Origin of the sequence: Neobacillus niacini, assembly GCF_031456445.1 — a bacterium.
GTDB classification, from domain to species: Bacteria; Bacillota; Bacilli; order Bacillales; family Cytobacillaceae; genus Neobacillus; species Neobacillus niacini_I.
Genome location: NZ_JAVDUQ010000029.1, coordinates 49,636 through 75,226, shown reverse-complemented (window position 1 = coordinate 75,226; position 25,591 = coordinate 49,636). Strand labels below are relative to the sequence as shown.

The following is a 25,591-nucleotide window of genomic DNA, read 5'->3' as shown; positions in this document are numbered from 1 at the left end:
AGTTAGATGGAACGCGGAATGATGGGAAACTATCACGTTCCGTGCGGAGCAGGGGAAAAGCCGGAGATTACATCAAACGCTTACCTATTGCCAACAATAGTTCAAGATCGAGCTGCCATATTTGGTAGCTTTTCTTTTTGTGCTAACTGGCAGGTTAGTTGAATTAGACAATTCAAAAAGGGGTAGGAAATTTTTGATTTTTATCCATCTTTTTCTTTGTCTCTGTATAATAAATGAAGATAACTATATATACATAAATTCAACTAATTTAAGAGGAGTCATTATAAAGAGATTTAATAAAACTAAACAATATATTGAATTAGTAGAAATAGCAACAAAGAAAACAACAATGCTTTATTAAGACGATAAACATCATGTTGGAGCTGCCATTCGTACGAAAACAGGGGAATGTATTTAGGCAGTACACATTGAAGCTTATATTGAACGAGTGAGGGGATGTAAGGAAGAAATTGCTATTGGTGGTGCAATTTCGAATGGGCAAAAGAATTTTGACACGATTGTTGCAGTTAGACACTTACTCCGATCTCAAAATTAGAAAAGAAAACTACTATATATAAGGAGCCAATAAATTGAATTTATTAAAACGTATCAAGATTAGCAAAAAGGAAAGTTGTCCTTGTGGAAGTGGTGAAGTCTTTATAAACTGTTGCCACAATAAAGACTTTAATCCCCCCATAGAAACTAAGAAACCACCTGAAGTATTAATTGGTGAAATGATGAGAAAATCAATGAAAAAGCTTTGTATGCATCCAGATCAACAAAATTGTAAAGGGAGAATTAAGGGAGCTCATGCTTTGCAAAATAATAAAATTATTTCTTTATTAGCAGGCGATGAAAGACATGTATACTTAATGGACACTAAAAGAAGTCCTTTAATAGTTCCACTTAACAATGGGAAACAAGAACTTATTATCGAAATGAGTAGAACAAGTGCAAATGCTGCAACAACTGAAACTTGCTTTTGTGATTTACATGATAATATTGCTTTTGCTGCAATTGAAAAGGGAGCACCTGATTTTGATGAAACAAGTGAGATAATGAAATTTGTATATGCTTATAAGGCTTTTATCTTTGAATATTATAAAGTTTGGATGTCAATGGATATTTTCAGAACTCAATTTGCAAAGCATCCAACAGTATTTAGCAGGTCTGATATGGTTTCCTGGTACAGAAGTTTACAATTAAATATGAAAGAATTTGATTCTATAAAAGAACATTTCGATAAAGAAATCCTTGCTGGAGAGCATACTGGTATAACAACCTGTATTATTAAAATACCAGAGCAAATTAATTTCGCAAATTATGCATACATTGCTCCTGACTATGATTTGAATGGAAAGAAAATTAAAAATAAGGTTAAAGGGTTTATCCATCGCCTTGCTATTACTGCAATTCCAGAGAAAGGCCATTCTTACATCTTATTAAGTTGCTTAGACAGCGAAAAAGAAATTTACTTAGACTTATTTAATCAATTACAAAGTTCACCCATAGATAAAGTGAAGTTTTATATATCTCTTATTTTACCGTTGTATTCTGAAAATATGGTATTAAGTCCAAGTTTATGGAACAGTTGGGATGAAGAAACACAAATGGCGTATACCTTCTATGCAAATTTGAAGGATAAAGATTTTTTTATATATAATAAAATGAATGGAATGATACTGCGTAAAGCAGCTAAAATGCCAGGATTTAGCTATGGGGAAAGAAATAAAATAAACCTATTCGAGCTACTAAATTAGAGTCAACTAACGGGGGTTTTTGTGAGGATGATGATCGCTGAGGCGGTCATTTTTTTGTTGAGCTAACGGTCAGTTTAGTTTAACAAGGAAAATAAATTATCGGGCAAAAAAAGACCCTTGCAATCAAGGGTCTTAAAAACAGACATAACCTAGTTATGAACTTTTTCTAGGGCTAGTTTTATACCAAACACTATCAGTATAGTACCTGTGATTCCTTCAATAATTTTTTTCGTTTTAGGTCTTTTCATAAAAGCACTAATACGGTTAATTAAGGAGACATAAAGTAAAAACCACACGGCAGTCAATACAATATAAGTGATACCCAATATTAGAAACGGAAAAAATGTATTACTTCCAGATTCCACGAACTGAGGCAAAAAGGTTAAGAAAAAGACAGCTTGTTTGGGGTTTAGCATATTGGTTAGGAACCCTTGTTTAAAACAAGATGTGCTTTTAAGCTGTTTTTTTGTGTTCACTTCAACACTTGCTGCTGTTTCATCCTTTTTCTTCAAAGACCATAATGCTTTAACACCCATATAAAGTAAGTAAACAGCACCCACGTATTTGAAGACTGAAAACAATAATGCTGATTTCATGATGATTGCTGAAAGTCCTAATACAGCAGCAGAAGTATGGATACAAAGGGCACAACAAGTACCTAAAGCTGATTTAAGACCACCAAATTTCCCAACTGAAATTAGTATTTTTTGTAACAATAGCAGTATCGGGACCATTGATCCAGATGTAAAAAGATGGATCAATTTAACACCATCAGAGATTTCTAAACTACAAAAAAGTCAAATATTTGAAGAATATTCTTTAGCATTGGACTATGAGAATGTTGATTTTAAATATGACATTGCTTTTATTTTAAATTGTTTAGATGTAAAAAACTGTGGCATTAAAATAGGTCCAAACCATGAGTTTTTAAACCGAAGATTAGTAAGAGAAAGAACTAATAAGTTCAACTATTAAAGTACAAAAAAAACAATATCAGGAATATTTTGAGGAAAGAGACATTCAGTATTCATATAAACAAGCAGATAAAGTAATGAACAGTATAGCACGTCACCTTCGAAAAACTATTTTAAAGAAACATATTGGTTGTATTAAAGAATTAACAAGATATAGTAATAAAATAAATAAAGACGAATACTGTCCTTTTGCAATTGCCTATATTTATTGGCGAGCAAGACTTCAGGGCTTCAAAAGGCCCGAATATGTTGACAATTGGGGGACAGCTCCATTTTTTAAAGAAAGATGCCAGGAATACGGATATCCAGTCTATTCTTATAAAATAAGGAATTGGCTGCAAGAGTTGCAACAAAAACAAGTTGTTTTGCCCGATAGTTTTTCTTACTCGAGAAATACATATTTATGGGTTACAGGCCATTTAATTAAAGAATTAATTATTGCAGAATTTTACCGTTGTTTAGAATATGGTCTGCATTGGAGTGATAATTCAAAAAAGAACGAAACAATTAAATCCATTTATAGCCTAAAATATATGCCAAAGCTTATTATTCATAAAAATGGTAACGAATACTATTTTTTCAAAGAAGCTAAAACTGAACTTACTGAAATGAATCATAAAATTGAAAACACTCCTTGTATAAATTCAAACCTAAAGCTTAACAGGAAAAGAAAAAAACTTAGACCATTTTACACCCAAAAAGAAGCGTATGAGGGAAGGCAAGTGCTAAGGAGCTTTAGTTAAAGCAATTTTTCTAAATTTGTCTTAAATTAATAATAAAAAAATGACACAAAAGTCCAGAATTTTAAGGACTTTTGTGTCGCTCGTCAACATCTGAGAAGGAATTTTTGAGCTAAATATTATTGAGACTACATTATTACGTAAAATATAAATTTGACGAACTAATGTATTTAAGGTAAAATATAGAAGTGAGGTGTTTTTATGGTAAATCCGGCAAAACAACAAAATTTTCAAAAACTGCAGGCCTTGCTGAATGAGCTCCCTTGGTATGTTGAAGAATATATCAATCATAAACTTAGGAAACTTTCGACTGCATCTTTGTTCAATTACTGTCATGACTATAAGATTTTCTTTAATTGGATAATTAGTGAGCAGCTTTGGACCGACAGCATCAAGGAAATTCCGTTAGAACGGCTTGAGCGATTGACAGTATTGGAAGTTGAAGGTTTTTTAAATTTTCTTCATTATGAGTTAAATAATAAAGAATTAACGGTTAACCGTAAGTTATCGGCGTTAAAATCACTGTTCAATTATCTTCAAAACATTGCTGAAACACCCGATTTACAAGCCTATATCAATCGAAATGTAATGGCAAAAATCGAATTTAATGAGATCAAAGAAACAATGGAAACGCGCGCTAATAAAATGGAAGGCAAAATTTTGCTTGGCGATGAATATGAACAATTTCGGCTGTTTGTTGCCCATAATTTTGGTGAATTAAACAAAGATAATAAGAAAATCTACAACTTTTATAAAATGAATCAGCAGCGTGATACCGCAATTATTTCATTAATTCTAGGTTCCGGGCTCCGCCTTTCCGAGCTGGTTGGTTTGGACCTTGATGATATTGATTTTAGCAAGTATTGTGCGCGTGTGATTCGTAAAGGTAATAAGGAACAATTTGTTTTTTTCAGCCAGGTGGCGATGGCGGATTTGCAGGAATATCTCGCTGTCAGGACGGAAAAATATCAGGTGGATAAAACCAATAAGGCTTTATTTATCTCTGCACCAATGGGTCCTAAAGGCAAATCTAGAAGACTGACAGCCAGGTCTGTTGAAAAACTGGTTGAAAAATATGCTGCAGCATTTGGAAAACCATCATTATCTGTACATAAATTACGGCATTCGTTTGCAACAAGATACCATTCAGAAATCAATGATGTGCCGAAATTACGCAGACAATTGGGTCATTCATCGATACAAACGACCATGATCTATACCCATATTCGTAATGAGGATTTAAAAAGTGCCGTTGATAAGATGGATATGCCAAAGGATTAGGATTATGGGGCTGTTACTAATTTGGTAACAGTTTTTTTATTTTTTAGTTTACATAATATAATTACGGTTAATAAATGTTGAAAAAATAAGCCTTGTCTCAATTGCTAAGTATACTTAAGAAAATGAGACGAAGAAGAAATTTTATAAATTTACCGTTTATTTTTATACTAATTATTTAGCTAATAATTTCGCAAAAATTTTATTGTTACTGGTGAAATTAATATAAATCCCATTTTCCATACGTAATTTCCAGGCGATCTGTGGATAATCTGGGCTTAATAATGGATTCCTGGTTCTTTTTATCAAATTGATTTGCTGAATCTCAAGTTTTGATTGGTTTGGTCCTGATACATTTTTAAGAACCCCCTCTTCTATCTAATTGGACCTAAAAACGCCCCTATTTTGAATGAAATTTCATTATCTTCCCCCTTTTGCTCCATTCCTTTGCCCTTTTTGGGTAAATCTATGCCTTGTCTATAAAATATCAACACAAAATTATAGGATATCGACACACTTTTTGAATTTATCAACACAAAATTATAGGATATCAACACATTTTAAGTATATATCAACACATTTTAAGACTATATCGACACAAAAAATGATTTTATCAACAAATTTATACTAACTTAAAGTTACAACAAAGCGCCTAGATCAACTAAGCGCTCTGGAAGATTTATCACCCTGCCACCGCATTCCCGCCGGCAAACTGACTATTATAAAGTTCTGCATAAAACCCGCCTTTTTCAAGCAGTTCAGTATGATTTCCTTTTTCAATCAGTTTACCATGGTTCATAACTAAAATCAGATCAGCATCACGAATGGTTGAAAGTCGATGAGCAATAATAAAGCTGGTCCTCCCTTTCATCAAACGATTCATTGCCTTTTGAATCTGTACCTCAGTACGCGTATCAACGGAACTCGTCGCTTCATCAAGGATGAGAATCGCTGGATCTGCCAAAATCGCCCGTGCAATCGTTAATAATTGCTTTTGCCCTTGGGATATATTAGAAGCTTCTTCATTTAAAATGGTATTATAGCCCTCTGGCAGTGTACGGATAAAATGATCGGCGTATGCTGCTTCAGATGCAGTAATGATTTCCGATTCTGCTGCCCCCTCCTTCCCATAGGCAATATTTTCGCGAATCGTGCTATTAAATAGCCATGTATCCTGTAGAACCATGCCAAACAAATTTCTTAAATGGTCCCGTTTTAAATCACGAATATCAACCCCATCAATTAAAATCCGACCGGAATTGATCTCATAAAACCTCATCAATAAGTTAATTAAAGTAGTTTTACCGGCACCTGTTGGACCAACAATGGCGACAGTCTGACCTGGCTTAACCTCAATATTCATATCCTCAATTAATGGCTCATTTTCATTATATCCAAAGGCTACATGGTCAAAGACCACTTTACCATTTGGTGAATGAATCACTTTGGCTTCAACCGCTTCTGGAACCTCTTCGATTTCATCTAAGATTTCAAAAACACGTTCCGCACTGGCAATCGTAGATTGAATCACGTTCGCGATCATAGCGGTTTGCGTAATCGGCTGAGAAAATTGTCTTGCATATTGAATAAACGCTTGAATATCCCCAATTTCAATCGCTTTTTTCGTTACCAATATACCGCCGGCAACAGAAACAAAGACATAGCCAATATTACTAACAAAGGACATAAGCGGCATAATCATACCGGAAACGAATTGAGCCTTCCATCCTGTTTGATAAAGGGTTTCATTGATTTCATCGAATTTCTCAATTGATTTTTTCTCACGTCCAAACACTTTTACGACCTTGTGACCAGTATACATTTCTTCCACATGCCCGTTAAGTTCTCCAAGTGCTTTTTGCTGTCCTTTAAAAAACTTTTGTGATTTTTTTGCTATACCTGCAGTAGCCGCAAAGCTGACCGGTAAGGTCACGGCAACAATGAGTGTCATTAATGGACTAATTGAAAGCATCATGACGATGATACCAATTATAGTAACAACAGATGTAATGAGTTGTGTTAAGCTTTGCTGTAAGGTCGTGCTTATATTATCGACATCATTTACGGCGCGGCTTAGAATTTCCCCGTGTGTCCTGGCATCAAAGTATTTTAATGGTAGCCGATTGAGTTTTTCCTCCACCTCTTTACGTAGATGGTATACCGTTTTTTGAGCGACACCGGCCATGATATATTGCTGGATATAGGCGAAAATCGCACTCAAAATATATAATCCGATTAAAAGCAGGATTATATTTCCAATATAGTCAAAATCAATTTTGGCTCCGGGAACCCCTCTAAACTTCATCATCAATCCTTCAAAAAGTCTTGTGGTTGCTTTTCCCATAATCTTTGGACTGACAATTGAAAATATCGTACTAATGATAGCGGTTATGAGCATAGCTAAGAGCTGGATTTTATGTGGTTTTAAGTAGCTGATTAGTCTTTTTAAAGTTCCTTTAAAATCTTTTGCTTTTTGGACAGGCATCATCCCGCCGCGAAAGCCGAATCCACCACCGACCGGTCCACCATGTTTTTGGGATTGGGTCTCTTTGCTCATGCGATTTCCTCCTCAGAAAGCTGCGACATTACAATCTCACGATAAATCTCATTTGTTTCCAAAAGTTCACGGTGTTTTCCGATTCCGGCAATTTCCCCATCATCTAAAACAATGATCTGGTCAGCATCAATAATGGTACTTACCCGTTGTGCAACAATTAGTACAGTCGAATCAACGGTTTCTGCTTTTAATGCAGCACGAAGCTTGGCATCTGTTTTAAAATCCAAAGCGGAGAAACTATCATCGAAAATATAGATTTCTGGTTTTCTAACAAGTGCTCTTGCGATAGATAAACGCTGTTTTTGCCCTCCGGAAACATTTGTTCCCCCCTGGGCGATCATTGAATTATATCCATCTGGCATGTTTGAAATAAATTCTGTCGCTTGGGCAATTTTTGCTGCGTTCTGTACTTCTTCATCTGTCGCCGTTTCTTTACCAAAACGAATATTTTCAGCAATGCTTCCAGTAAAAAGAACAGCCATTTGCGGAACAAAGCCAATTTTTTCTCTTAACTCTTCTTGTTTCATTTTGCGAACATCTACACCGTCAACAAGGACTCTTCCGCTTTCAACATCGTAAAAACGGGGAATTAAGTTAATAAGCGTTGATTTTCCCGACCCCGTTCCACCAATAATGGCAGTCACTTCACCTGGTCTCATTGAAAAAGAGATATTGGTAATAGCCGGCATTTCAGCTCCAGGGTAACTAAAGGAAACATTTTCGAATTCTACAAGTCCTTTTTTGCCATCGGTTGTCGCGGCTTCCGTTGGATCCTTTATATCTGCGACTGTTTCGAGGACTTCATTTATTCTAGCGGCGGAGACAGATGCACGTGGGACCATAACAAACATCATTGACAGCATGATAAATGAAAACATGATTTGCATTGCATATTGAATAAAGGCCATCATATCTCCGACTTCCATATGACCATTGCTAATGCGAATCCCTCCAAACCATACAATTGCAACGGATGTAAGATTAAGGACCACCATCATGATTGGCATCATAGCCGCCATGATTTTATTTACTTTGATAGCCGTATTCGTTAAATCAAGGTTTGCCGTATCAAAGCGTTTCTTTTCATGCTCTATCTTATTAAAAGAACGAATGACTCGAATTCCTGTTAGATTTTCGCGAAGGACGCGATTCAGCGTATCTAATTTTACCTGCATGGCTTTAAAAAGCGGAATTCCGCTCTTTGCGATAATCACTATAGCAAGTATTAAAATAGGTAATGAAACAGCTAGGACTAAGGTTAATTTTGCATCTTTAGATAATGCCATGATTAGTCCGCCAATACACATCATTGGGGCCATTACCATCATTCTGAGCATCATGACTAAAACTTGTTGAACCTGAGTAATATCATTGGTCGTTCTGGTAATCAGTGAGGCAGTGCCAATTTTATCAAACTCATGAAGCGAAAAATCCCCTACATGTGCAAATAATTTTCTGCGAAGTAACTTTCCAAAACCGGAGGCCACTTTTGCTGAGAAAAAGCTTGCCGTGACGGAGCAAACCATTCCACCTGCTGCTACAAGCAGCATGAATGCGCCTATTTTCCAAATATAATGGGTATCCCCGGCGACCACACCCTTATCCACAATATCTGACATTAAGGTCGGCAAATAAAGTTCGGATAATGATTGCAATAGGATTAAAACGAGGACTGCCAATACAGATAGTCCAAATGGTTTTAAAAATTTACTTAATTTGATCAAGTTGTTCACTCCATTTCATTAACGGTTTAGATGATGATTAAAGTAATCCATCACTTTGGAAAGTAATTCCGCTAACTTTTCGATATCTTCCTCCCCTAAATGATCAATTAACCCACTAAAGGATTCAAAAAAGGCTCTCCTTGCCTCGATTACAGCCCTTTCACCATTTGATGTAAGATTAATTTTAACGGCTCGTCTGTCATCTGGATCAATCTTCCGTTCTACCAATCCATCCTTTTCAAGTGTATTAATGATTTGTGTGATGGTTGGCGGTGTAACGTGTAATTTCTGACTAATTTCCGAAACTTTCATATCCGCCTTTTTGTTGTGTCCTTCACGGTAAATGGCCGCTAAGACCTTAAATTCACTTGGGTTGTAACCAGCAATTTTCCGTTCGTGCCACCCGGTACTTCTGAATTGCATAAACGCTTTTAAAAGCTTTTGAGCAGTGGCGCTTTCCATGTCCGCCATTTTTTTTCACCTCATATTCATTTAGGATACTAATAGTTAGGTAACTTATCTATTTGTAAACCTAAGTATATTCTGTCGTGATTTTTGCGTCAAATTAGAATTTAATTAGAATGCAATGAAGTTTTATGATATTTTTTTGTCACCTAATATTGCAAGGAAAACTTTAAATTACTGGTAAATAAAAAAAGAGACGGCTAAACATTCTTTAGCCGTCTCTTTTAATATATACATTATTCCCCAGTGTTTTCAGGTGCAACTACCTTCCAAATAGAGTTGACTTTACCATTTTCGCCTTCATCAAGGATAAACGATCCATTTGAATACCGGTCACTAGAACGAATATTTTCTGCGACAATACTTTCTGTGTGTCCTTTTTCTGTTTGAACATAAATCTTGTCATGTTCATGCGTCATCACAAAGCCAATGACTCGGTGTGGATTTGATTTTAGCTCCCTAAGGATGACAAGCCCTCGCTTCGCCCTCGTTACTTTTTCAAATTCCTTCAATTTCATCTTCTTAACAGACCCACGCTGTGTCGAAATGACGATAGATTTATTACTATCTGGAGCGATCACCTTTCCGCCAACAACAAAGTCATCGTCTTTTAGGTTAATCCCTTTTACACCCGCAGCGCGTGCCCCGACAATACTAATTTCTTCTTCGGAAAACCAAAGAGAATAACCAAGATAGGTGATTAAGAAGACATCCAGCGAACCATTTGTTAAATGGACATCAATGACTTGATCGTCCTCTTTTAGATTGATGCCGACCAGCGGTTTGGAATAACGCTGCGCTTTGTACGCTTTCAGTTCAGTTTTCTTCACCATACCATTTTTGGTTATAAAGACTAAATATGCGTTTGCTTCAAAATCTTTTACTGGTATCGCTTTGATGATTTCTTCATCGCGCTCAATTGGAATAATATTGGCGACATGCTGTCCAAGGTCCTTCCAACGGATATCCGGAAGCTCATGAACAGGACAGAATAAGTAATTTCCCTTATTGGTGAAGAGGAGTAAAACATCTTTCGTGTTCATGTCCAACTGTGCCAATAAACGGTCGGAATCCTTCATTGCTAGATCCTGCCCGTTTGAAGCCGCATAGGAACGCTGGCTTGTCCGTTTCACATAGCCTTGTTTCGTTACGGTTACAATGACATCTTCACTTGGGACCATGACCTCCAAATTAATTTTCAACTCTTCAATTTCTGCCTCTATTTTTGATCGGCGCTCATCGGCAAAGCGTTTTTTCACTTCTTTTAACTCTTTTTTGATGACGGAAAGGAGCTTTTTCTCGCTTGCTAAAATGGCTGTCCACTCTTCGATTTTCTTCGCCAGCTCTTCAGCTTCGTTTTGGAGTGCTGTAATATCGGTGTTCGTCAAACGATAAAGCTGTAAAGAAACGATGGCTTCTGATTGTGGTTCAGTAAACGCAAATTTTGCGATTAAGTTATCCTTCGCATCCCGTTTATCTTTCGATGCACGGATAGTGGCAATCACTTCATCGAGAATCGATAAAGCCTTCATTAACCCTTCAACAATATGCTGACGTTCCTTTGCCTTATTGAGCTCGAACTCGGTCCGTCTTGTCACCACTTCTTTTTGGTGTTCAATATAGGCATCCAGTAGCTCACGAAGACCCATTTGTTTTGGCCGCTTATTATGAATCGCAACCATATTAAAATTATAGGTAACTTGAAGATCACTATTTTTATATAAGTAGTTTAAAACGCCTTCTGCATCTGCATCCTTTTTTAATTCAATGACCATTCTTAGACCGGTTCGGTCTGTTTCATCCCGGACCTCGGAAATTCCTTCTACTTTTCGGTCCAAGCGGAACTCGTCAATTTTTTTCACGAGATTTGCTTTATTGACTTCATACGGAATTTCCGTAATGACAATTTGCTGCTTGCCGCCGCGGATTTCCTCAATTTCGGCTTTACTGCGGACAATGATTTTCCCTTTACCAGTTTCATAGGCTTTTTTAATGCCATCAATCCCTTGAATAATCCCTCCGGTTGGAAAATCAGGACCTTTGATAATGGTCATCAAATCATCAACTGTCGCATACGGATGATCCATTTTCATCATGACACCATCGATGACTTCTCCAAGATGGTGAGGTGGTATTTCCGTTGCATATCCTGCAGAAATACCGGTTGACCCGTTTACGAGCAGGTTTGGAAACATAGCTGGCAAAACCGTTGGTTCTTTTGACGTATCATCAAAGTTTGGAATAAACTCAACGGTGTGTTTTTCGATATCACGCAGGAGTTCAGCCGCAATAGCTGACAATCTTGCTTCGGTATAACGCATCGCTGCTGGAGGGTCACCGTCGACGCTTCCGTTATTTCCATGCATTTCGACAAGGACATTGCGAACCTTCCAGTCCTGACTCATCCGCACCATTGCTTCATAAACAGAAGAATCACCATGAGGGTGATAGTTACCGATAACATTACCGACAGTTTTCGCTGATTTCCGGAAGCCTTTTTCATGTGTGTTGCCTTCCACATGCATGGCATAAAGGATTCGGCGCTGTACCGGCTTCAGGCCGTCGCGGGCATCAGGTAGTGCACGTTCTTGAATAATGTACTTACTATATCTACCAAAACGATCACCAAGTACATCTTCTAAAGGTAAGTCACGAAATTTTTCAGTTGCGCTCATCTTCAGATTCCTCCTCAGCGACCATGATGTTTTCGTTTTCTAGTATCGTGTCTTGCTCATCTAAGGTAAATGCGACATTGCTTTCAATCCATTTCCGGCGCGGTTCTACCTTGTCACCCATAAGCGTGGTCACACGGCGTTCTGCTCTTGCCAAATCATCGATTTTCACGCGGATTAAGGTGCGGGTTTCCGGATCCATCGTCGTTTCCCATAGCTGGTCTGCATTCATTTCACCAAGACCTTTATAGCGCTGGATGATATAGCCGCGGCCCACTTTTTTCATGGCCGTTTGCAGTTCATCCTCATTCCAGGCGTATTCAATTACTTCTTTTTTTCCAGTACCTCTGCTCACCTTATATAATGGAGGAAGGGCAATAAACACTTTACCTGCCTCCAGAAGTGGCTTCATATAACGATAGAAGAAGGTCAGTAACAGTACCTGAATATGCGCACCGTCCGTATCGGCATCGGTCATGATGACGATTTTATCGTAGTTAATATCCTCTACGTTAAAATCAGCGCCTACACCGCCGCCAACCGCATGGATGATGGTATTGATTTCCTCATTTTTAAAAATATCGGCTAGTTTTGCCTTTTCGGTATTGATGACTTTACCGCGTAAAGGAAGGACTGCTTGGAAACGGCGGTCACGTCCTTGTTTGGCGGAACCGCCAGCAGAGTCACCCTCGACCAAATAAAGCTCATTTTTTTGGGGATTGCGTGATTGTGCAGGAGTAAGTTTACCGGAAAGCACGGCTTCCGAGCGCTTGCGCTTTTTTCCGCTTCTTGCATCTTCTCGGGCTTTTCTTGCTGCTTCCCGGGCCTGATAGGCTTTAATTGATTTTTTAATTAGTAATGAGCTAATATCAGGATTTTCTTCTAGAAAATAAGAAAGATGTTCTGAGACAACACTATCAACTGCGGATCTTGCTTCACTTGTCCCCAATTTTCCTTTTGTTTGTCCTTCAAACTGCAGGAGTTCCTCTGGAATGCGGACCGAGATTATCGCGGAAAGACCCTCACGAATATCGGCACCATCAAGGTTTTTATCCTTTTCTTTCAAAAGGGAAACCTTGCGGGCATAATCGTTGAACACCCGGGTCATGGCCGTCTTTGATCCTGCTTCATGGGTACCGCCATCTTTTGTTCGAACGTTATTGACAAATGAAAGGACGTTTTCTGAATAGCCATCGTTAAATTGAAAGGCGAATTCGACTTCAATCCCGTTTTGGGCGCCTTCAAAGCTGACGACGGGATGCAAAACATCCTTTTCCTCGTTTAAATATTCAACAAACGCTTCAATTCCATTTTCGTAATGAAATACTTCGTGAACATCATGGCGTTCATCATGAATTTCAATTTTTAACCCTTTTAAAAGAAAGGCGGATTCTCTTAACCTCTCACATAATATTTCAAAATTATAAGTGGTAGTCGAAAAGATGGTTGGATCCGGCTTAAAATGAATGGTTGTTCCCGTCTGGTTAGTTTTGCCGATTTTTTCAAGTGTGGTAGCCGGCTTTCCCCCATGTTCAAAACGCTGTTCATAAACAAAACCGTCACGTTTGATCGTTACGGTTAACCATTCAGACAAAGCGTTTACGACGGAAGCCCCTACTCCGTGCAGCCCGCCGCTCGTTTTATAACCGCCTTGACCGAATTTTCCCCCGGCATGAAGAACGGTTAAGATCACCTCAGGTGTTGGCTTCCCCATTTTATGCATCCCTGTAGGCATTCCGCGACCTTTATCTACTACACTGATGGAATTATCTTTGTGTATTTTAACGATGATTTGGTCACCAAAGCCACCAAGTGCTTCATCGACGGAATTGTCGACAATCTCATAAACGAGATGGTGCAGACCACGGGAATCTGTACTTCCGATATACATACCGGGACGTTTCCTGACGGCCTCCAAACCTTCCAGCACTTGTATGGCATCATCATTGTAATCAAAAGCTTGCTGAGTTCTTGCCACTAAAATACCCCTTTCATCCCTTACAAAAAGAAAACATCATTCTGTTTGCTTATCTAAATTAGTAAATGAATCATTCGTTTAAAAGAATCAAAAATCCTTTAAAAATTTTAAAATAGAACGAATGTTTGCCACCTTTATTTTAACATATTTCTTGTGGCGTCTATGCTTAATTGTAGCGATTTATTTCAATTTGGCAAATACGTTCTGTGAAAGAACTTTATTTTAACATCCATCTTTGACATTTTTATTGGAAAATAAAAACAAAAAACTGCTGTTTATGAGCAGTTTTTAAAGTAATCTTTATTATTTTGTTAACGCATGTTCTACCTTAATACAGCGGTCCATGATGACGGTATTACCCTTTTCCTTTAAAAATTGATAAGCCTCTTCACTTATGCATCCCTGCTGTGCCCAAAAAATATCGCAGTCAATTTCGTCAAATTCTTTTGCAACATCCAATAATTGCTCCGAACGTCGGAAGACATTGACAATATCGACGTGCCCTTCGATATCCTTTAAGGAAGCGACAGCTTTAACGCCAAGCGCTTCATCAATCGTTGGATTGACAGGGATTATCTCGTAACCTGCCTTTTGCATCGCTTCCGATACCATGTAAGAGGTCCGATCCGGATTATTACTTAGTCCAACCACCGCAATTCTTTTTGCTTTTTTTAAAATCGCTCCCAACTCTGCACGACTTGGATTTTCAATTGCCATTTATGCCACTTCCTTCATCCTTTTCCTCCATTTTACCTCTTTGTCGATGAAAAACAAAAAACAACGCTCACCTTTTAATAGGGCCCCCTGCTCTATGTGAGATTTTCACTTTGAGAATATCGAGAAACCGCTACTGAAGTGATTTTTGGAACGGAGAGGTGATATCGGATCCCGTCTCCGACATTGTCAGCAGTAATGGAGCCATTCATGCTTTCAAGAATGACTTTGGTAATGAATAAGCCGAGAATTGTATCCTGAGACCAAGCAGAATCATTTGCATCAAACATTTTTGAAAGGAGTTCAGGTTCGGCACCCCCTGCATTGTCAATGATTTCGGCGATAAGATGACCGGATGATTCGTTTATCGTGATAAATAATTTTCGATCATTTATTTCTTTTTTTACAAATGCATCTCTTATATTGATAAAGAGATTGAGGACTGCCTGGCTAAATTCATTTGGGTAGCCATAGGCTTTTTGCTGCTCCCGGTATTCAAAGTAAACATGAATCTCATGTTTCTTTAGAAAATAGGAGAAAATGGACAAGGCTGCTTCAATCGATTCTGCCATTGAAAATGCACATTTTTCTTTACTTGGACGATAAAATTTCCGAAAATCTTGAATCGTGCCGGTCAAAAAATCAATTAATATCATACTCTCATTCGCAAATTGGTCCATATATTGATCGTTCATTTCCCCAAAACTTTGAACATCCCTTATGTCTTGGATTAAAAGTGACAAGTGATTAAGAGGCAGTCTCCACTGATGCCCAATGCCTGTAAGGATCTCGCCCATAGCAGCAAGCTTTGCCTGCTGAATCAGCATTTGGTCTTTCTGCCTGTTTTTTGCCATCTCCTCTTGAACTCGGTTTTCCAACATTTGAATCATTGCCTCGTACTTTTCGGTCAGTTCTTGAGAGGCTATATCATGATTCATTCCTTTTTTCATAAACGATCACCACTTTCATTTGTTCTTGATTATATGCAACAAAACCGACCATTCCCTATGTCGAATCGGCCGGCTCTACTCTTTGTTTTTCCTTTTAATGGTTACTTAAATTATATTTGGGTGGAATGATGCAAGCAATAAAGAATCAAACATTTTGAAAAATCTCCATATTTTTGTAATGAATTTGCCTTTATTTGTTCTTTTTTTGATAAAAAAATAACCAGCATTTTGCCGGTTATTTTTTGGTGACTGATTTATTCGTGTTCATATTTAAAGCAACCCATGCATCTTTAGCTGCAAAGAAACTTGACCAGCTGGCAACACCTGCTAGGTCATATTGCTCCGCTAATTCTGCTCGTTTTTTCAAAGAAAGTTCATCCTCAATCCAAATTTTATAACTTGTTTTTTCTTTCGCATCGTAATATTCAGCATAGTTTTGACCGCTTTCTGCATCATATTTTGGCTTCAATTTCTTCTCCTTCAGCCATGCTTTCACACGATCCATTGTTAGGGTCTTTGCAGAAATTTTCTCAGTTCCATCCTTTTTCGTTTCAATCATCCACAGCCTTGTATATAAAGGGATCCCGAGAATCAACCGCTCATTTGGCACTTCTGTAAGCAGTGTCTGTAAATTCTTTTCCACCCATGGCAGACTGGCAACACTGCCTGCACCCGAGGCGGCTCCCCAATGTTCGTCATAAGCCATGACTATCAAATAATCCGCTAATTTGGAAAGCTCCTTTCGTTCATAAAAGGAAGACCAGTTGTTATTATCACCTGCTGAAAAGGTGATATCCATGGAAACGATCAGGCCTGCTTCGTGCAAATAGGGTGCCGCTTCACGCATTAATTGCGTGACCAATGGTCCATCATTGCTGTTTACATTTTCAATATCAAAATTAATTCCTTGTAGCTTGTACATTTTACTGAATAGCAGCAGTTGACGGATCATTTTTTGACGAGTTTCATAGTCTTTTAGTGCACCATGGGTTAATTCCGGATCAAAACCATTTGAAAACAATCCCCAAACCTGATAACCTTTCGATTTTGCCCATTTACTATAGTCATGGGAGGCAAGATTTTTGATTGACCCATTCTTCTTTTCTAGGGTAAACCATGTCGGTGAAACGACGTTCACACCCGCCATATTGGAAATTTTCGAAGGATCTGGATTTTTTGTATAAACTGCTTCCCATGTTAATTGGACAGATCCGTTTATTTTCATGGGATGAACCTGTTTAACGTCTCGGTTAATCCTAATGGTTACCGTTTTCTTTTTATTTACATAGTCTTTTTTGATATAGCCGCTAATACCGGATTGGTTGCGAACGAGAAAATATCCTTCTTGCTCCCCTTCTATCCAAACAGGCTCCTGCTGTTTCATTTGCGTTGTATAGGGCGCCTGAAGCGTTGGTTTTGTCCGTAGTCTTAATTTTTCTTTGTTCAAATCGTCGGATGTAAGTTGCCCCTTTACCAGTTTCTCCCCATTCCTTTGAATCCAAATGGCGCCACTGTCCGCCAATTTTCGATATTGGATAGGATACAATGATAGGATTGGATCAAGAGCAACGAAAATCTCTCCATCATCTGTTTTAATCGGCGACATTTGAAGCTTAACAGGTTTCTGATTAACGAAGTAGGTTAAAGAATCAGTAGGCATTTGAATGACTTTATCTGCTGTTGTGATAATGATTGAATGCGACTTTTCATCGTAGACAATGCTTTTATCGATATTTTCCTGTAAAAAGGAAAGAGGAATATAAACGGTGGTTCCCTCAAGTAATGCATTTCCCTGCTGATGTTTGTTAAATAGAATTGGATATTTACCATGAAAATAGGTCGTTTTTTCCTTAGATGCGAAAGGATAAAGGATTAAGAGAATCGAAGAAACGATCAGCAAAATGGCGATTAACAGTCCTCCTATCATCCATTTCGGTGATAATTTTTGATTCTTATAGTATTCAATGCGTGCCATGTCTCTTTTTCCCCCTTATATCTATCGTAAAGTATCGAATTGGAATTGAGAAGGTACTTTCTTCTTTTTCTAAATGGAACTTCATGAGGACTTCTACTTTTTCGCTCATAAACTAAAGGAAAGATGGCGTTTTTGTAATTCCATGATAAAATAAAAACACTGGATCTATTTGTAGAAGGAGATAAAAATAAATGGTTCAAATTATTTTGTGCGTGATCCTTGCTTATTTGCTGGGCTCGATCCCATCTGGGTTAATCATCGGAAAAGTATTTTATAAGACAGATATTCGTGAACATGGCAGCGGAAATTTAGGTGGGACAAATACCTTTCGAACACTGGGTGTAAAAGCAGGACTGGCTGTTACTATTGCGGATATATTAAAAGGCACATTAGCTGCCTACCTGCCGCATCTTTTTCATCTTGAACTTAATGAATTAATCTTTGGTATCTTTGCTATTATTGGACATACCTACCCGATTTTCGCAGGATTTCGCGGAGGGAAAGCGGTGGCCACATCTGCCGGTGTCCTGCTAGGCTATGCTCCACTTTTGTTTTTAACCGTTTTGGTCATCTTTTTTATCAGTTTGTTTATAACAAAGTATGTTTCTCTATCTTCGATGATTGCTGGGGTATGTGCAGTGATTTATTCGCTTTTCCTTAACGATATCCCATTGATCATAGTAGTCGTTTTCATGGCCTCCTTTGTTGTTTATCGACATCGGGCAAATATTAAACGGATTATCAATAAAACAGAACCAAAGGTGAAATGGCTTTCTCGTAATCATTAAACAAGCGCTTATAGCTCTTGTTTTTTTCATAAAAATTTCAAAATCCTTACCATAAAAATGATATGAACTACGATAAAATAGATGTAGAGGTTAGCAATTTGTGGAGGGGATTTTTATGCCAAGCGTAAAAGAAATGATTACATTTTCAACGATGGTTTCTGAAAGTACAGACCCAAACCAGTTCTTAATTCAATTTTCCTCCTGTGAATCTAGTTATGATCATGAAACGCCTATTCAGCAAACAAAAAACTTTGATGAATTGATTGATTTTCTTGAACAGCTGGAACCATAAAAAAGTGGAGCTTGGCGGCTCCACTTTATATTTTTAATAATTGGAAACGATTTTTTCCAAGTGTATCTTTGACATAATCAAGCTTCGTATGATCGAAATAGACATAATCTTTTTCATGGATAATGATTTTTAAGTCTTCAAATGTAAACAATTGATCCCCTTGTATTGTCCGCTCTTCCAGAGACAGATTAAGCTTTGGGCCCCCTCAGCCAATTCCCATCGTTAGGCGAACAAATAGCTCCTCTTCCGGTGATTGTTTTTCGGAATCCACAACCTTCTGTAAAACTTGCCCGGCACTGCCAGTGATTTTGAACATCGTCACAACTCCATTTTTTTATTTAATAATTCGACAAAAAGCCGTAAAATACTACATATATATTATCGCATTCAGGGTATTTTTAAAATGAATTTGCTTAAATCCGCATAGTTAGGAGCATGTATGAAAAAGAAAACATCCATTTTATCGGTTTTTATTATTCTTTTCTGTATCATTATCGCCGCCGTTCTTTTTATTCAGCAACACCAAACTCAAGAGACTGACGCGAAGGTTCATGTATCAAAACCGAACTCACCACGGCTTCAGCCTGTGTTGGGACGTAGTATAAGTGAGAAAATAACCCTCGGGGCTATCGGTGATATTCTTATGCATGATCGAGTTTATCGGTATACTTACAATGGTCATCGATACAATTTTGATCCGTTGTTTGCAAATGTGAAAAGTTTATTAGAGAAGCCTGATATTTTAACAGCCAATCAAGAAAGCACACTTGGCGGGATTGAGCTTGGGCTCTCAAGCTACCCGACTTTCAATAGTCCGCACGAAGTGGCCGATGCGCTCGTTCATACAGGTGTGGATATTGTTTCGACTGCCAATAATCATTCATTGGATAAGGGCGAAAAAGGAATTGATTCGGAGGCTGAATATTTGAACAGCATTGGCTTACCACATGTAGGCAGCTTTATCGACGAAGAGGACCGAAAAAAATTAAGGATTCTTAACAGGAATGGGATTAAAATTGCATTTCTAGCGTATACATACGGGACAAACGGGATTCCTATTCCGGATGATAAGGATTTTCTTGTGAATCTCATCAATCGTGACCTCATGAAAAATGAAATCCATCGGGCAAAAAAAGTCGCAGATGTTGTGGTCATCAGCATTCATTGGGGCAATGAATATCAACGCTTTCCAACTGCGGAGCAAAAGGATTTAGCCCAATTCCTTGCTGATGAAGGGGCTGACATAATTTTCGGTTCCCACCCGCATGTGTTACAGCCAATGGATTGGATTAAAACCCAGGATGGCAGGAAGGCATTTGTCGTTTACTCATTAGGGAATTTTATTTCCGGCCAATCAGAAAACTATAAAGACATCGGCGGATTAACCACCATTGATATTTCTAAGCAGGTTTCGGAAAAAGGATCTTCTATCACATTATCTAATCCGCGTTTTTTTCCAACCTTTGTATCAAAAAAGAAACATTATAAGGTCTATCCATTGGAAAAAGCCGGTCCATACGGTCTATCCAATCCAAAAGCAAAATATAAAGAGATTCAAAATCATATGTATCAATGGCTCCGTTAATCCGGGGCTATTTTTTTCTAAAATGTATTTTCCTCGATTTCTGTAAAGAATAGCAATATAATGTGTGGTATGGATTTTAGAAAGGAGTTTCAAATGAATATTCAGATTAGCAAGGAAGCAGCAGCATGGTATATAGAGGAACTTGGTTTGACAAATGGGGATTATGTCCGTTTTTTTGCGCGATATGGCGGTTGCAGCAATGTACAAAGTGGATTTTCTTTAGGAATCGAAAGCGAAGAACCGATTAATTTGGCTGTAAAAAAAGAGGTAGATGGAATTACCTTTTATATTGAAGAAAAAGATGAATGGTATTTTGATGAACATGACTTGGTCATTGAATTACCAGACGGATCGGATGAGCCTGTGATTGATTATAAAAAACAAAGCACACCTGAAGTTTAATATCAGGTGTGCTTTTCTTATTATTCCCAAATATGTTTTAACAGACCTTCTGTTTGTAGTATTTCTTTTTGACGCTCGCCGAGTAGGTCAAAGTGAGAATAGCCATCCTTTCGATGGTCAATCCATTCCTTTTTAAGACCATATTTTCTACCCCACTCAGCTAACTTTTCCAAATCATTGCAGCCTACTTTTGTAACGGTTTTGTCCCCAGGGAAGCGGTCGTCAAGCCAATAATGGGTTAAAAAGGCGATTTCACCACGATCAATTTTCCGTTTCCACTCATTCAATTCGTCTCTTCTAATTCCAAATGCCATCCCAGAACACCCCACATTACAAATTACTTTTTCTTAATTTCCTCGTATTTTAAAAACCATTCAGGAAATGCCTTTTTAAAGGAAGTAGGGCGGAAATTCTCCTTTTTGACTATAATATGGGTCGTGGTGCCCGTTGCACAAACTTCATCTTCCCCATTTACAATCGAATACCCGTATACGGTTTTAACGCCGTCATTTAGTTCCACCCATGTGTTCACAAAGCCTTTATCGCCATAGCGAAGCGGCTTTTTATAGGTAACCTGAACATCATAAACTGGGGCAAAGTAACCTGCTTCCTCCATTGCTACATAGTTATACCCAAGGTCTTCAATGATGCCTGTCCGCCCAAGCTCAAAAAATTTCAAATAATTCGCGTGGTAGATGACTCCCATGGCATCTGTATCAGCATAGTAAAGCTGAATTTCTCTTGTTGAAATAAAATATTGATCCACTTTCAACCATTCCTTTTTATTTAATTTCTATCTTTTTTAAGGCTATCCTTACATCATCAGGAGTAATAAAATAGAGTTGCTCCGCTAATGGTTCATCCAATCGTTCATTCATCAATCTTAGGGCTTGTGCTTGAATCATTTCATCTACTAAGTTTGTTGCAAAACGACCATTTCCGTTAAATTTTTTCGCCTTAAGAGCCCCTTTCAATAAATCACGGGCTTCGCTTGTGATTTGATATTGAAAACCTTCTGCGTAGGCCTCCATGATTGCTAAAAGTTCTTCCGCTGAATAATCAGGGAAAAGGAAAAACTTCTTAAATCTCGACCGTAATCCTGGGTTACTTTCTAGGAGACTATCCATTTCATTCGGGTAACCTGCCAAAACCACTACTAGATTTTCGTTTTGCTTCGTCATTTCATCCACCAGTGTATCAATAACTTCCTTGCCAAAATCATTGCTTGAATGCCCCAGCAAGGAGTAGGCTTCATCAATAAAAAGTACCCCGCCTAATGCTTCTCTGATTTTCTTTTTCGTTTTTCCGGCTGTTTGTCCCACATATCCAGCCACAAAATCTGCTCGGCTGGCAACGATTAAATGGCCTCTTTTTAAAATGCCGCAATCCCGTAAGAGTTCGGCATAAATTTGCGCAACAGTTGTTTTACCTGTACCCGGATTACCGGTAAAAACAGCATGAAGCTGGATGGGAACCGTTGGAAGCTGCTGTCTTCTTCGAAATTGTTGCATTTTAACAAAAGAGATAAGGGATTGCATCTCCTCTTTTAATGCTTCCAGGCCAATCAAGCGCTCTAATTTATCATAAGGGGAAATCAAATTTTCTGTTTTTTCAATTAAGAAATCTTCCTTCCCGAGGATCATAAAATGAAAAAATTCTGGAAGGTCTTCTTTTGCCCCTTTTTTAAAAATTGCATCTAACACAATGTTGCGGACAGTCCTGGCGTTCCCAAAGGTATCATCCACCCGTTCTTTCTCCAGCCGATGCCCAATCTCGATTTTGGCTTCATCTGTAAGAATATAGTCGTTCTCATCCGCAATCTTTTCCGCTATCATCACTAACTCTTCATTTGAATAGTTTGGTAAGTGGAGAAGATTGGACTGTGGAAAGCGGCTCCGTAATCCTGGATTTGCATCCAAAAACGAGCGCATTTCTTCCGGATATCCTGCTAAGATGACAGCAAACCTTCCGCCATATTCCTGCCCAGTCATAAGTGAAACAAGCGTGTCAATCGCTGTTTGGCCATAGTCATTTCCTGTTTGCCCGGCCCGTTTCAAACTATAGGCTTCATCAATGAAAAGCACTCCGCCAATGGCACGTTCTACAACGGCTCGGACATTTTCCTCTGTTTGGCCTACATAGGAACCGACCAATTGCGCGCGATCCACTTCGATTACTTCCTCCCTCGGTAAAACACCGAGTTCGTGGTAGATTCTTGCAAGTAAGCGGGCAATTGTCGTTTTACCGGTTCCTGGATTTCCGGTAAGGACCATGTTAAGGATTAAATCATCTTTTATATGAAAGCCAAGTTCTTTACGTTGTTTTTGGTATTTTAGAAAGCGATAAAAATCATTTACTCGTTTTTTCACTTGTTCCATGCCAATCATTTCATTTAATTGTTCAAGTGCATTTTTTTTAAGATTGCCTTCATCCGGTTCTTTCTCGAGGAAAAAAGTCTGCCACCGCTTTTTTAGTTCTTCCAATGCAATTAACTGGGTTTTTAATTCCTCATAATAGGTGGACGTATGAAAAACACCTGTAATCGATTGATCGTACTCTGTTGCTGCTTTGTGGAGGTTTCCTACGATTTTAACGGCTTTTATAAGATTTTCGGAAAGGGATTGGTATTTTTCATAAAGCCCCATATTATCAATTGTTGAAGCAATCTCTCTATTGTTTTCTAGTTCTTTAAGGTGTTCATCTGCTACTTCTAAAAAAACCTTGCAAATATGTATATATTCTTCCGCAATTTTCTTTTTAGCCGTCCGATTATCGGTTTCTCTTATCGAGGGAAAGGAGAGTGGGTCAAGTAAATGCTCTTTCTTTTTCCATTCAAAATGAATGAAAAACTCCTTAGCTTTCGCATTGGTCGGATCTAGTTCTAGCGCTTTTTCCATCATGAGGACGGAAAGGGTTTGCTGCTTATTACGGCCAATCCGTGAAAGAGCAGCTAAGGTAAGCAGCTTTGAAAGTATATGTGGGTGGCCTTCCTTTTGTAATGTATCGATTAGCTTACTCTCCTCCACAATATACCCTTTTTCCCTTAGCTCGATTTCCCAGTTTACCATTTCTTGTTGGATCACCTTCATCACTTCTTTTTCCAAATTTCCTCCTCTATATTACCATAAGCACTTATGATACTGGAAATTATAAAGAAAACTCGCCGATTGGCGGGCCCCTAAGGGCGGTTCATGAGGCGTAGTTGCACTTAGAAAAGTTTCCCTATTAGCTAAAGAAAGACCTGCCGCAAAGGGCAGGTCTTCGATTATTGGTTGATTTCATCTTGAATTTCAGATTTGAACGATTGAATACTTTCACGGCGGCGGTCATTTTTTGCTTCGATTTGCTGGCGTTGTGTGTCACTGTCCGTAAATTGAAGGGACTCTTCCGCCTTATGGATATTTTGTTCCGTGTCAGAAATCATCTTTTGTAATTTTTCAGCGTTATCGCTGCGATCATCTGGTTTTGGCTGATTGTTATAATTCATTTTCAATTCCTCCTTAAAGTTGTTCATGATACAGATATAGTTTGTAACGAAGAACAAAAAATATCACAAAAATTTTTCAGACAAAAAAAGACCCGCTGCTAAAAAACTAGCGACGAGTCTCCATTTCATTATTCGCCTTTTGTTTGGATTACCTGAGCGTGTTTGCCAGATGTATCCTGCATTTTTTTTCCTTTATTTCCACCAAAGCCACGTGGTTGTGTGCCAATATGGTTAGGAACAAAATGTTCACCTTTTCCATTTGCATTCGTCATTTATATCCCTCCTCCTTTACAGTTTAACCTGATTGGAGGAGTTCATGATTGGTAATGACTGAAAGTTTATTCCGCCTTTCCAAGGCGTTTTGCTTCAATTCGTTCTTCGATTTTTTCCAATGCAGCATGGTCCTTCATTAATTGATTTTTATTTTCAGAAACAAGCTCTGCAAAGGAGCGTTTTCTTGGTTTTCTCATGTCTTTCACCTTCCTTAACACCTATTCTAACAGGTATTATGCCCGAAATCGGGTGAAATTATTACAACTTTTTGAAAATTTTATTTTTTAGACTGACTAAAAAAAGACATTGGCCCGAGGGGCAACGTCTTTTAATTTAATTTCTCAGCAAATTGCTTCATTTGGGCTAATTCCATTCCGCCGGTAAATTTATTTTCAATAATTCCTTTACTGTTGATAAAATACGTTGTTGGAATGGATAAAATTTGATACGTTTCATTTACATGATCCTCTTCATCAAGAAGAATGGGGAACGTAATTTTATTTTTATTAACAAAGCCTTTGACATCTAATTGCGGATCAATATTAACGGCAAGTATGACAAGGTCTTTATCCTTTTCTTTATAGAATTTTTCCATTGCAGGCATCTCTGCTTTACATGGGGGGCACCAGGTTGCCCAGAAGTTAAGCATTACTTTCTTCCCTTTTAAATCGGAAAGCTTAATTTTTTCTCCTGTGAGGGTTTTTAATTCAAAATCAGGTGCCTTAGCCCCGACTTTAAGTCCATCTGAAGCGGTTGTTTGTGTTGTTGTGCTTTCGGGTTCTGCCTTTTTATCCATCGCTTGAACGATTGCTACCGTAAGCAAAGTGATTAAGACGACTGCGGCGATTACTTTTTTAACCATACCCGAAACCTCCTTCGTTCATTGTATGCTATATCGATTTTACACTATAAACTTTGTTGAAACAAAGTTTGGATATGCCAAATCTGTGAACATTTGAAAGAAAAGCAGAAGGCTC

At 38.1% G+C, this 25,591-nt stretch carries 23 protein-coding genes and 1 pseudogene; 7 read left to right on the top strand and 17 right to left on the bottom strand.

The features are described 5' to 3' along the window. The first annotated feature begins 590 nt into the window (after positions 1–590). On the top strand, positions 591–1,760 hold the full coding sequence (locus J2Y67_RS20535) for a hypothetical protein (protein ID WP_310177052.1): 1,170 nt from the start codon (positions 591–593) through the stop codon (positions 1,758–1,760). Between the two features lie 149 nt (positions 1,761–1,909). On the opposite strand, the pseudogene J2Y67_RS20530 reads toward J2Y67_RS20535, so the two are convergent. After that, positions 1,910–2,522 (bottom strand): annotated as a pseudogene (locus tag J2Y67_RS20530) (LysE family translocator). 289 nt (positions 2,523–2,811) lie between these two features. Between J2Y67_RS20530 and J2Y67_RS20525 the strand changes: the two are divergent. Beyond that, complete coding sequence (locus J2Y67_RS20525) at positions 2,812–3,477, top strand: hypothetical protein (protein ID WP_310177050.1); 666 nt, start codon at positions 2,812–2,814, stop codon at positions 3,475–3,477. 198 nt (positions 3,478–3,675) lie between these two features. Then, positions 3,676–4,755, top strand: a complete 1,080-nt coding sequence (gene xerS, locus J2Y67_RS20520) for a tyrosine recombinase XerS (protein WP_310177048.1) — start codon at positions 3,676–3,678, stop codon at positions 4,753–4,755. 679 nt (positions 4,756–5,434) lie between these two features. Here the strand turns inward: xerS and J2Y67_RS20515 are convergent. The 8 genes from J2Y67_RS20515 to J2Y67_RS20480 all read right to left on the bottom strand — a co-directional run bounded on the left by J2Y67_RS20515 (position 5,435) and on the right by J2Y67_RS20480 (position 17,787). Continuing rightward, positions 5,435–7,309 carry an ABC transporter ATP-binding protein gene (locus tag J2Y67_RS20515; protein ID WP_310177047.1) on the bottom strand — a complete coding sequence of 625 codons (1,875 nt, stop codon included), beginning with the start codon at positions 7,307–7,309 and terminating at the stop codon, positions 5,435–5,437. Beyond that, on the bottom strand, positions 7,306–9,033 hold the full coding sequence (locus J2Y67_RS20510; protein ID WP_310177045.1) for an ABC transporter ATP-binding protein: 1,728 nt from the start codon (positions 9,031–9,033) through the stop codon (positions 7,306–7,308). The genes J2Y67_RS20515 and J2Y67_RS20510 overlap by 4 nt, the downstream gene beginning before the upstream one ends. A gap of 18 nt (positions 9,034–9,051) precedes the next feature. Then, entirely contained in the window at positions 9,052–9,504 is a 453-nt protein-coding gene (locus J2Y67_RS20505) for a MarR family winged helix-turn-helix transcriptional regulator (RefSeq protein ID WP_310177044.1), read from the bottom strand. A gap of 230 nt (positions 9,505–9,734) precedes the next feature. Next, positions 9,735–12,173, bottom strand: coding sequence for a DNA topoisomerase IV subunit A (gene parC, locus J2Y67_RS20500; protein ID WP_310177042.1), 2,439 nt, complete (start codon positions 12,171–12,173; stop codon positions 9,735–9,737). Further along, a complete protein-coding gene (parE, locus tag J2Y67_RS20495; RefSeq protein ID WP_310177040.1) occupies positions 12,160–14,148 on the bottom strand; it encodes a DNA topoisomerase IV subunit B in 1,989 nt (662 codons plus the stop codon). The genes parC and parE overlap by 14 nt, the downstream gene beginning before the upstream one ends. Positions 14,149–14,451: 303 nt before the next feature. Next, on the bottom strand, positions 14,452–14,865 hold the full coding sequence (locus J2Y67_RS20490; RefSeq protein ID WP_310177039.1) for a CoA-binding protein: 414 nt from the start codon (positions 14,863–14,865) through the stop codon (positions 14,452–14,454). A 92-nt stretch (positions 14,866–14,957) separates the two neighbouring features. Beyond that, positions 14,958–15,812, bottom strand: a complete 855-nt coding sequence (locus tag J2Y67_RS20485) for a sensor histidine kinase (protein WP_310177037.1) — start codon at positions 15,810–15,812, stop codon at positions 14,958–14,960. A 235-nt stretch (positions 15,813–16,047) separates the two neighbouring features. Next, entirely contained in the window at positions 16,048–17,787 is a 1,740-nt protein-coding gene (locus tag J2Y67_RS20480) for a glycosyl hydrolase family 18 protein (protein ID WP_310177035.1), read from the bottom strand. Between the two features lie 191 nt (positions 17,788–17,978). On the opposite strand from J2Y67_RS20480, the gene plsY reads away from it, so the two are divergent. Then, a complete protein-coding gene (gene plsY, locus J2Y67_RS20475) occupies positions 17,979–18,575 on the top strand; it encodes a glycerol-3-phosphate 1-O-acyltransferase PlsY (RefSeq protein WP_310177033.1) in 597 nt (198 codons plus the stop codon). 115 nt (positions 18,576–18,690) lie between these two features. Beyond that, complete coding sequence (locus tag J2Y67_RS20470; RefSeq protein WP_310177030.1) at positions 18,691–18,867, top strand: hypothetical protein; 177 nt, start codon at positions 18,691–18,693, stop codon at positions 18,865–18,867. Positions 18,868–18,892: 25 nt separating this feature from the next. Here the strand turns inward: J2Y67_RS20470 and J2Y67_RS20465 are convergent, their stop codons facing one another. Next, complete coding sequence (locus J2Y67_RS20465) at positions 18,893–19,018, bottom strand: hypothetical protein (protein WP_310177029.1); 126 nt, start codon at positions 19,016–19,018, stop codon at positions 18,893–18,895. A 288-nt stretch (positions 19,019–19,306) separates the two neighbouring features. Between J2Y67_RS20465 and J2Y67_RS20460 the strand changes: the two genes are divergently transcribed. After that, positions 19,307–20,452: a CapA family protein gene (locus tag J2Y67_RS20460; protein WP_310177027.1), complete on the top strand. Its 1,146-nt coding sequence runs from the start codon at positions 19,307–19,309 to the stop codon at positions 20,450–20,452. A 93-nt stretch (positions 20,453–20,545) separates the two neighbouring features. Continuing rightward, positions 20,546–20,854 (top strand): HesB/YadR/YfhF family protein, encoded by a 309-nt coding sequence (locus tag J2Y67_RS20455; RefSeq protein ID WP_310177025.1) that lies wholly within the window; start codon positions 20,546–20,548, stop codon positions 20,852–20,854. 20 nt (positions 20,855–20,874) lie between these two features. Here the strand turns inward: J2Y67_RS20455 and J2Y67_RS20450 are convergent, their stop codons facing one another. The 7 genes from J2Y67_RS20450 to J2Y67_RS20420 all read right to left on the bottom strand — a co-directional run bounded on the left by J2Y67_RS20450 (position 20,875) and on the right by J2Y67_RS20420 (position 25,476). Continuing rightward, positions 20,875–21,168: a hypothetical protein gene (locus J2Y67_RS20450; RefSeq protein ID WP_310177024.1), complete on the bottom strand. Its 294-nt coding sequence runs from the start codon at positions 21,166–21,168 to the stop codon at positions 20,875–20,877. 23 nt (positions 21,169–21,191) lie between these two features. Then, complete coding sequence (locus J2Y67_RS20445) at positions 21,192–21,620, bottom strand: acyl-CoA thioesterase (protein ID WP_310177021.1); 429 nt, start codon at positions 21,618–21,620, stop codon at positions 21,192–21,194. Positions 21,621–21,636: 16 nt separating this feature from the next. Continuing rightward, positions 21,637–23,943, bottom strand: coding sequence for an AAA family ATPase (locus J2Y67_RS20440; RefSeq protein WP_463675868.1), 2,307 nt, complete (start codon positions 23,941–23,943; stop codon positions 21,637–21,639). Positions 23,944–24,119: 176 nt separating this feature from the next. Further along, positions 24,120–24,341, bottom strand: coding sequence for a small acid-soluble spore protein Tlp (tlp, locus tag J2Y67_RS20435; RefSeq protein WP_310177016.1), 222 nt, complete (start codon positions 24,339–24,341; stop codon positions 24,120–24,122). A gap of 128 nt (positions 24,342–24,469) precedes the next feature. Beyond that, positions 24,470–24,613 carry an acid-soluble spore protein N gene (locus tag J2Y67_RS20430; protein WP_310177014.1) on the bottom strand — a complete coding sequence of 48 codons (144 nt, stop codon included), beginning with the start codon at positions 24,611–24,613 and terminating at the stop codon, positions 24,470–24,472. Between the two features lie 66 nt (positions 24,614–24,679). Next, a complete protein-coding gene (locus tag J2Y67_RS20425; RefSeq protein ID WP_026576412.1) occupies positions 24,680–24,811 on the bottom strand; it encodes an FbpB family small basic protein in 132 nt (43 codons plus the stop codon). Between the two features lie 131 nt (positions 24,812–24,942). Continuing rightward, entirely contained in the window at positions 24,943–25,476 is a 534-nt protein-coding gene (locus J2Y67_RS20420; RefSeq protein ID WP_310177013.1) for a redoxin domain-containing protein, read from the bottom strand. Positions 25,477–25,591: the final 115 nt, after the last annotated feature.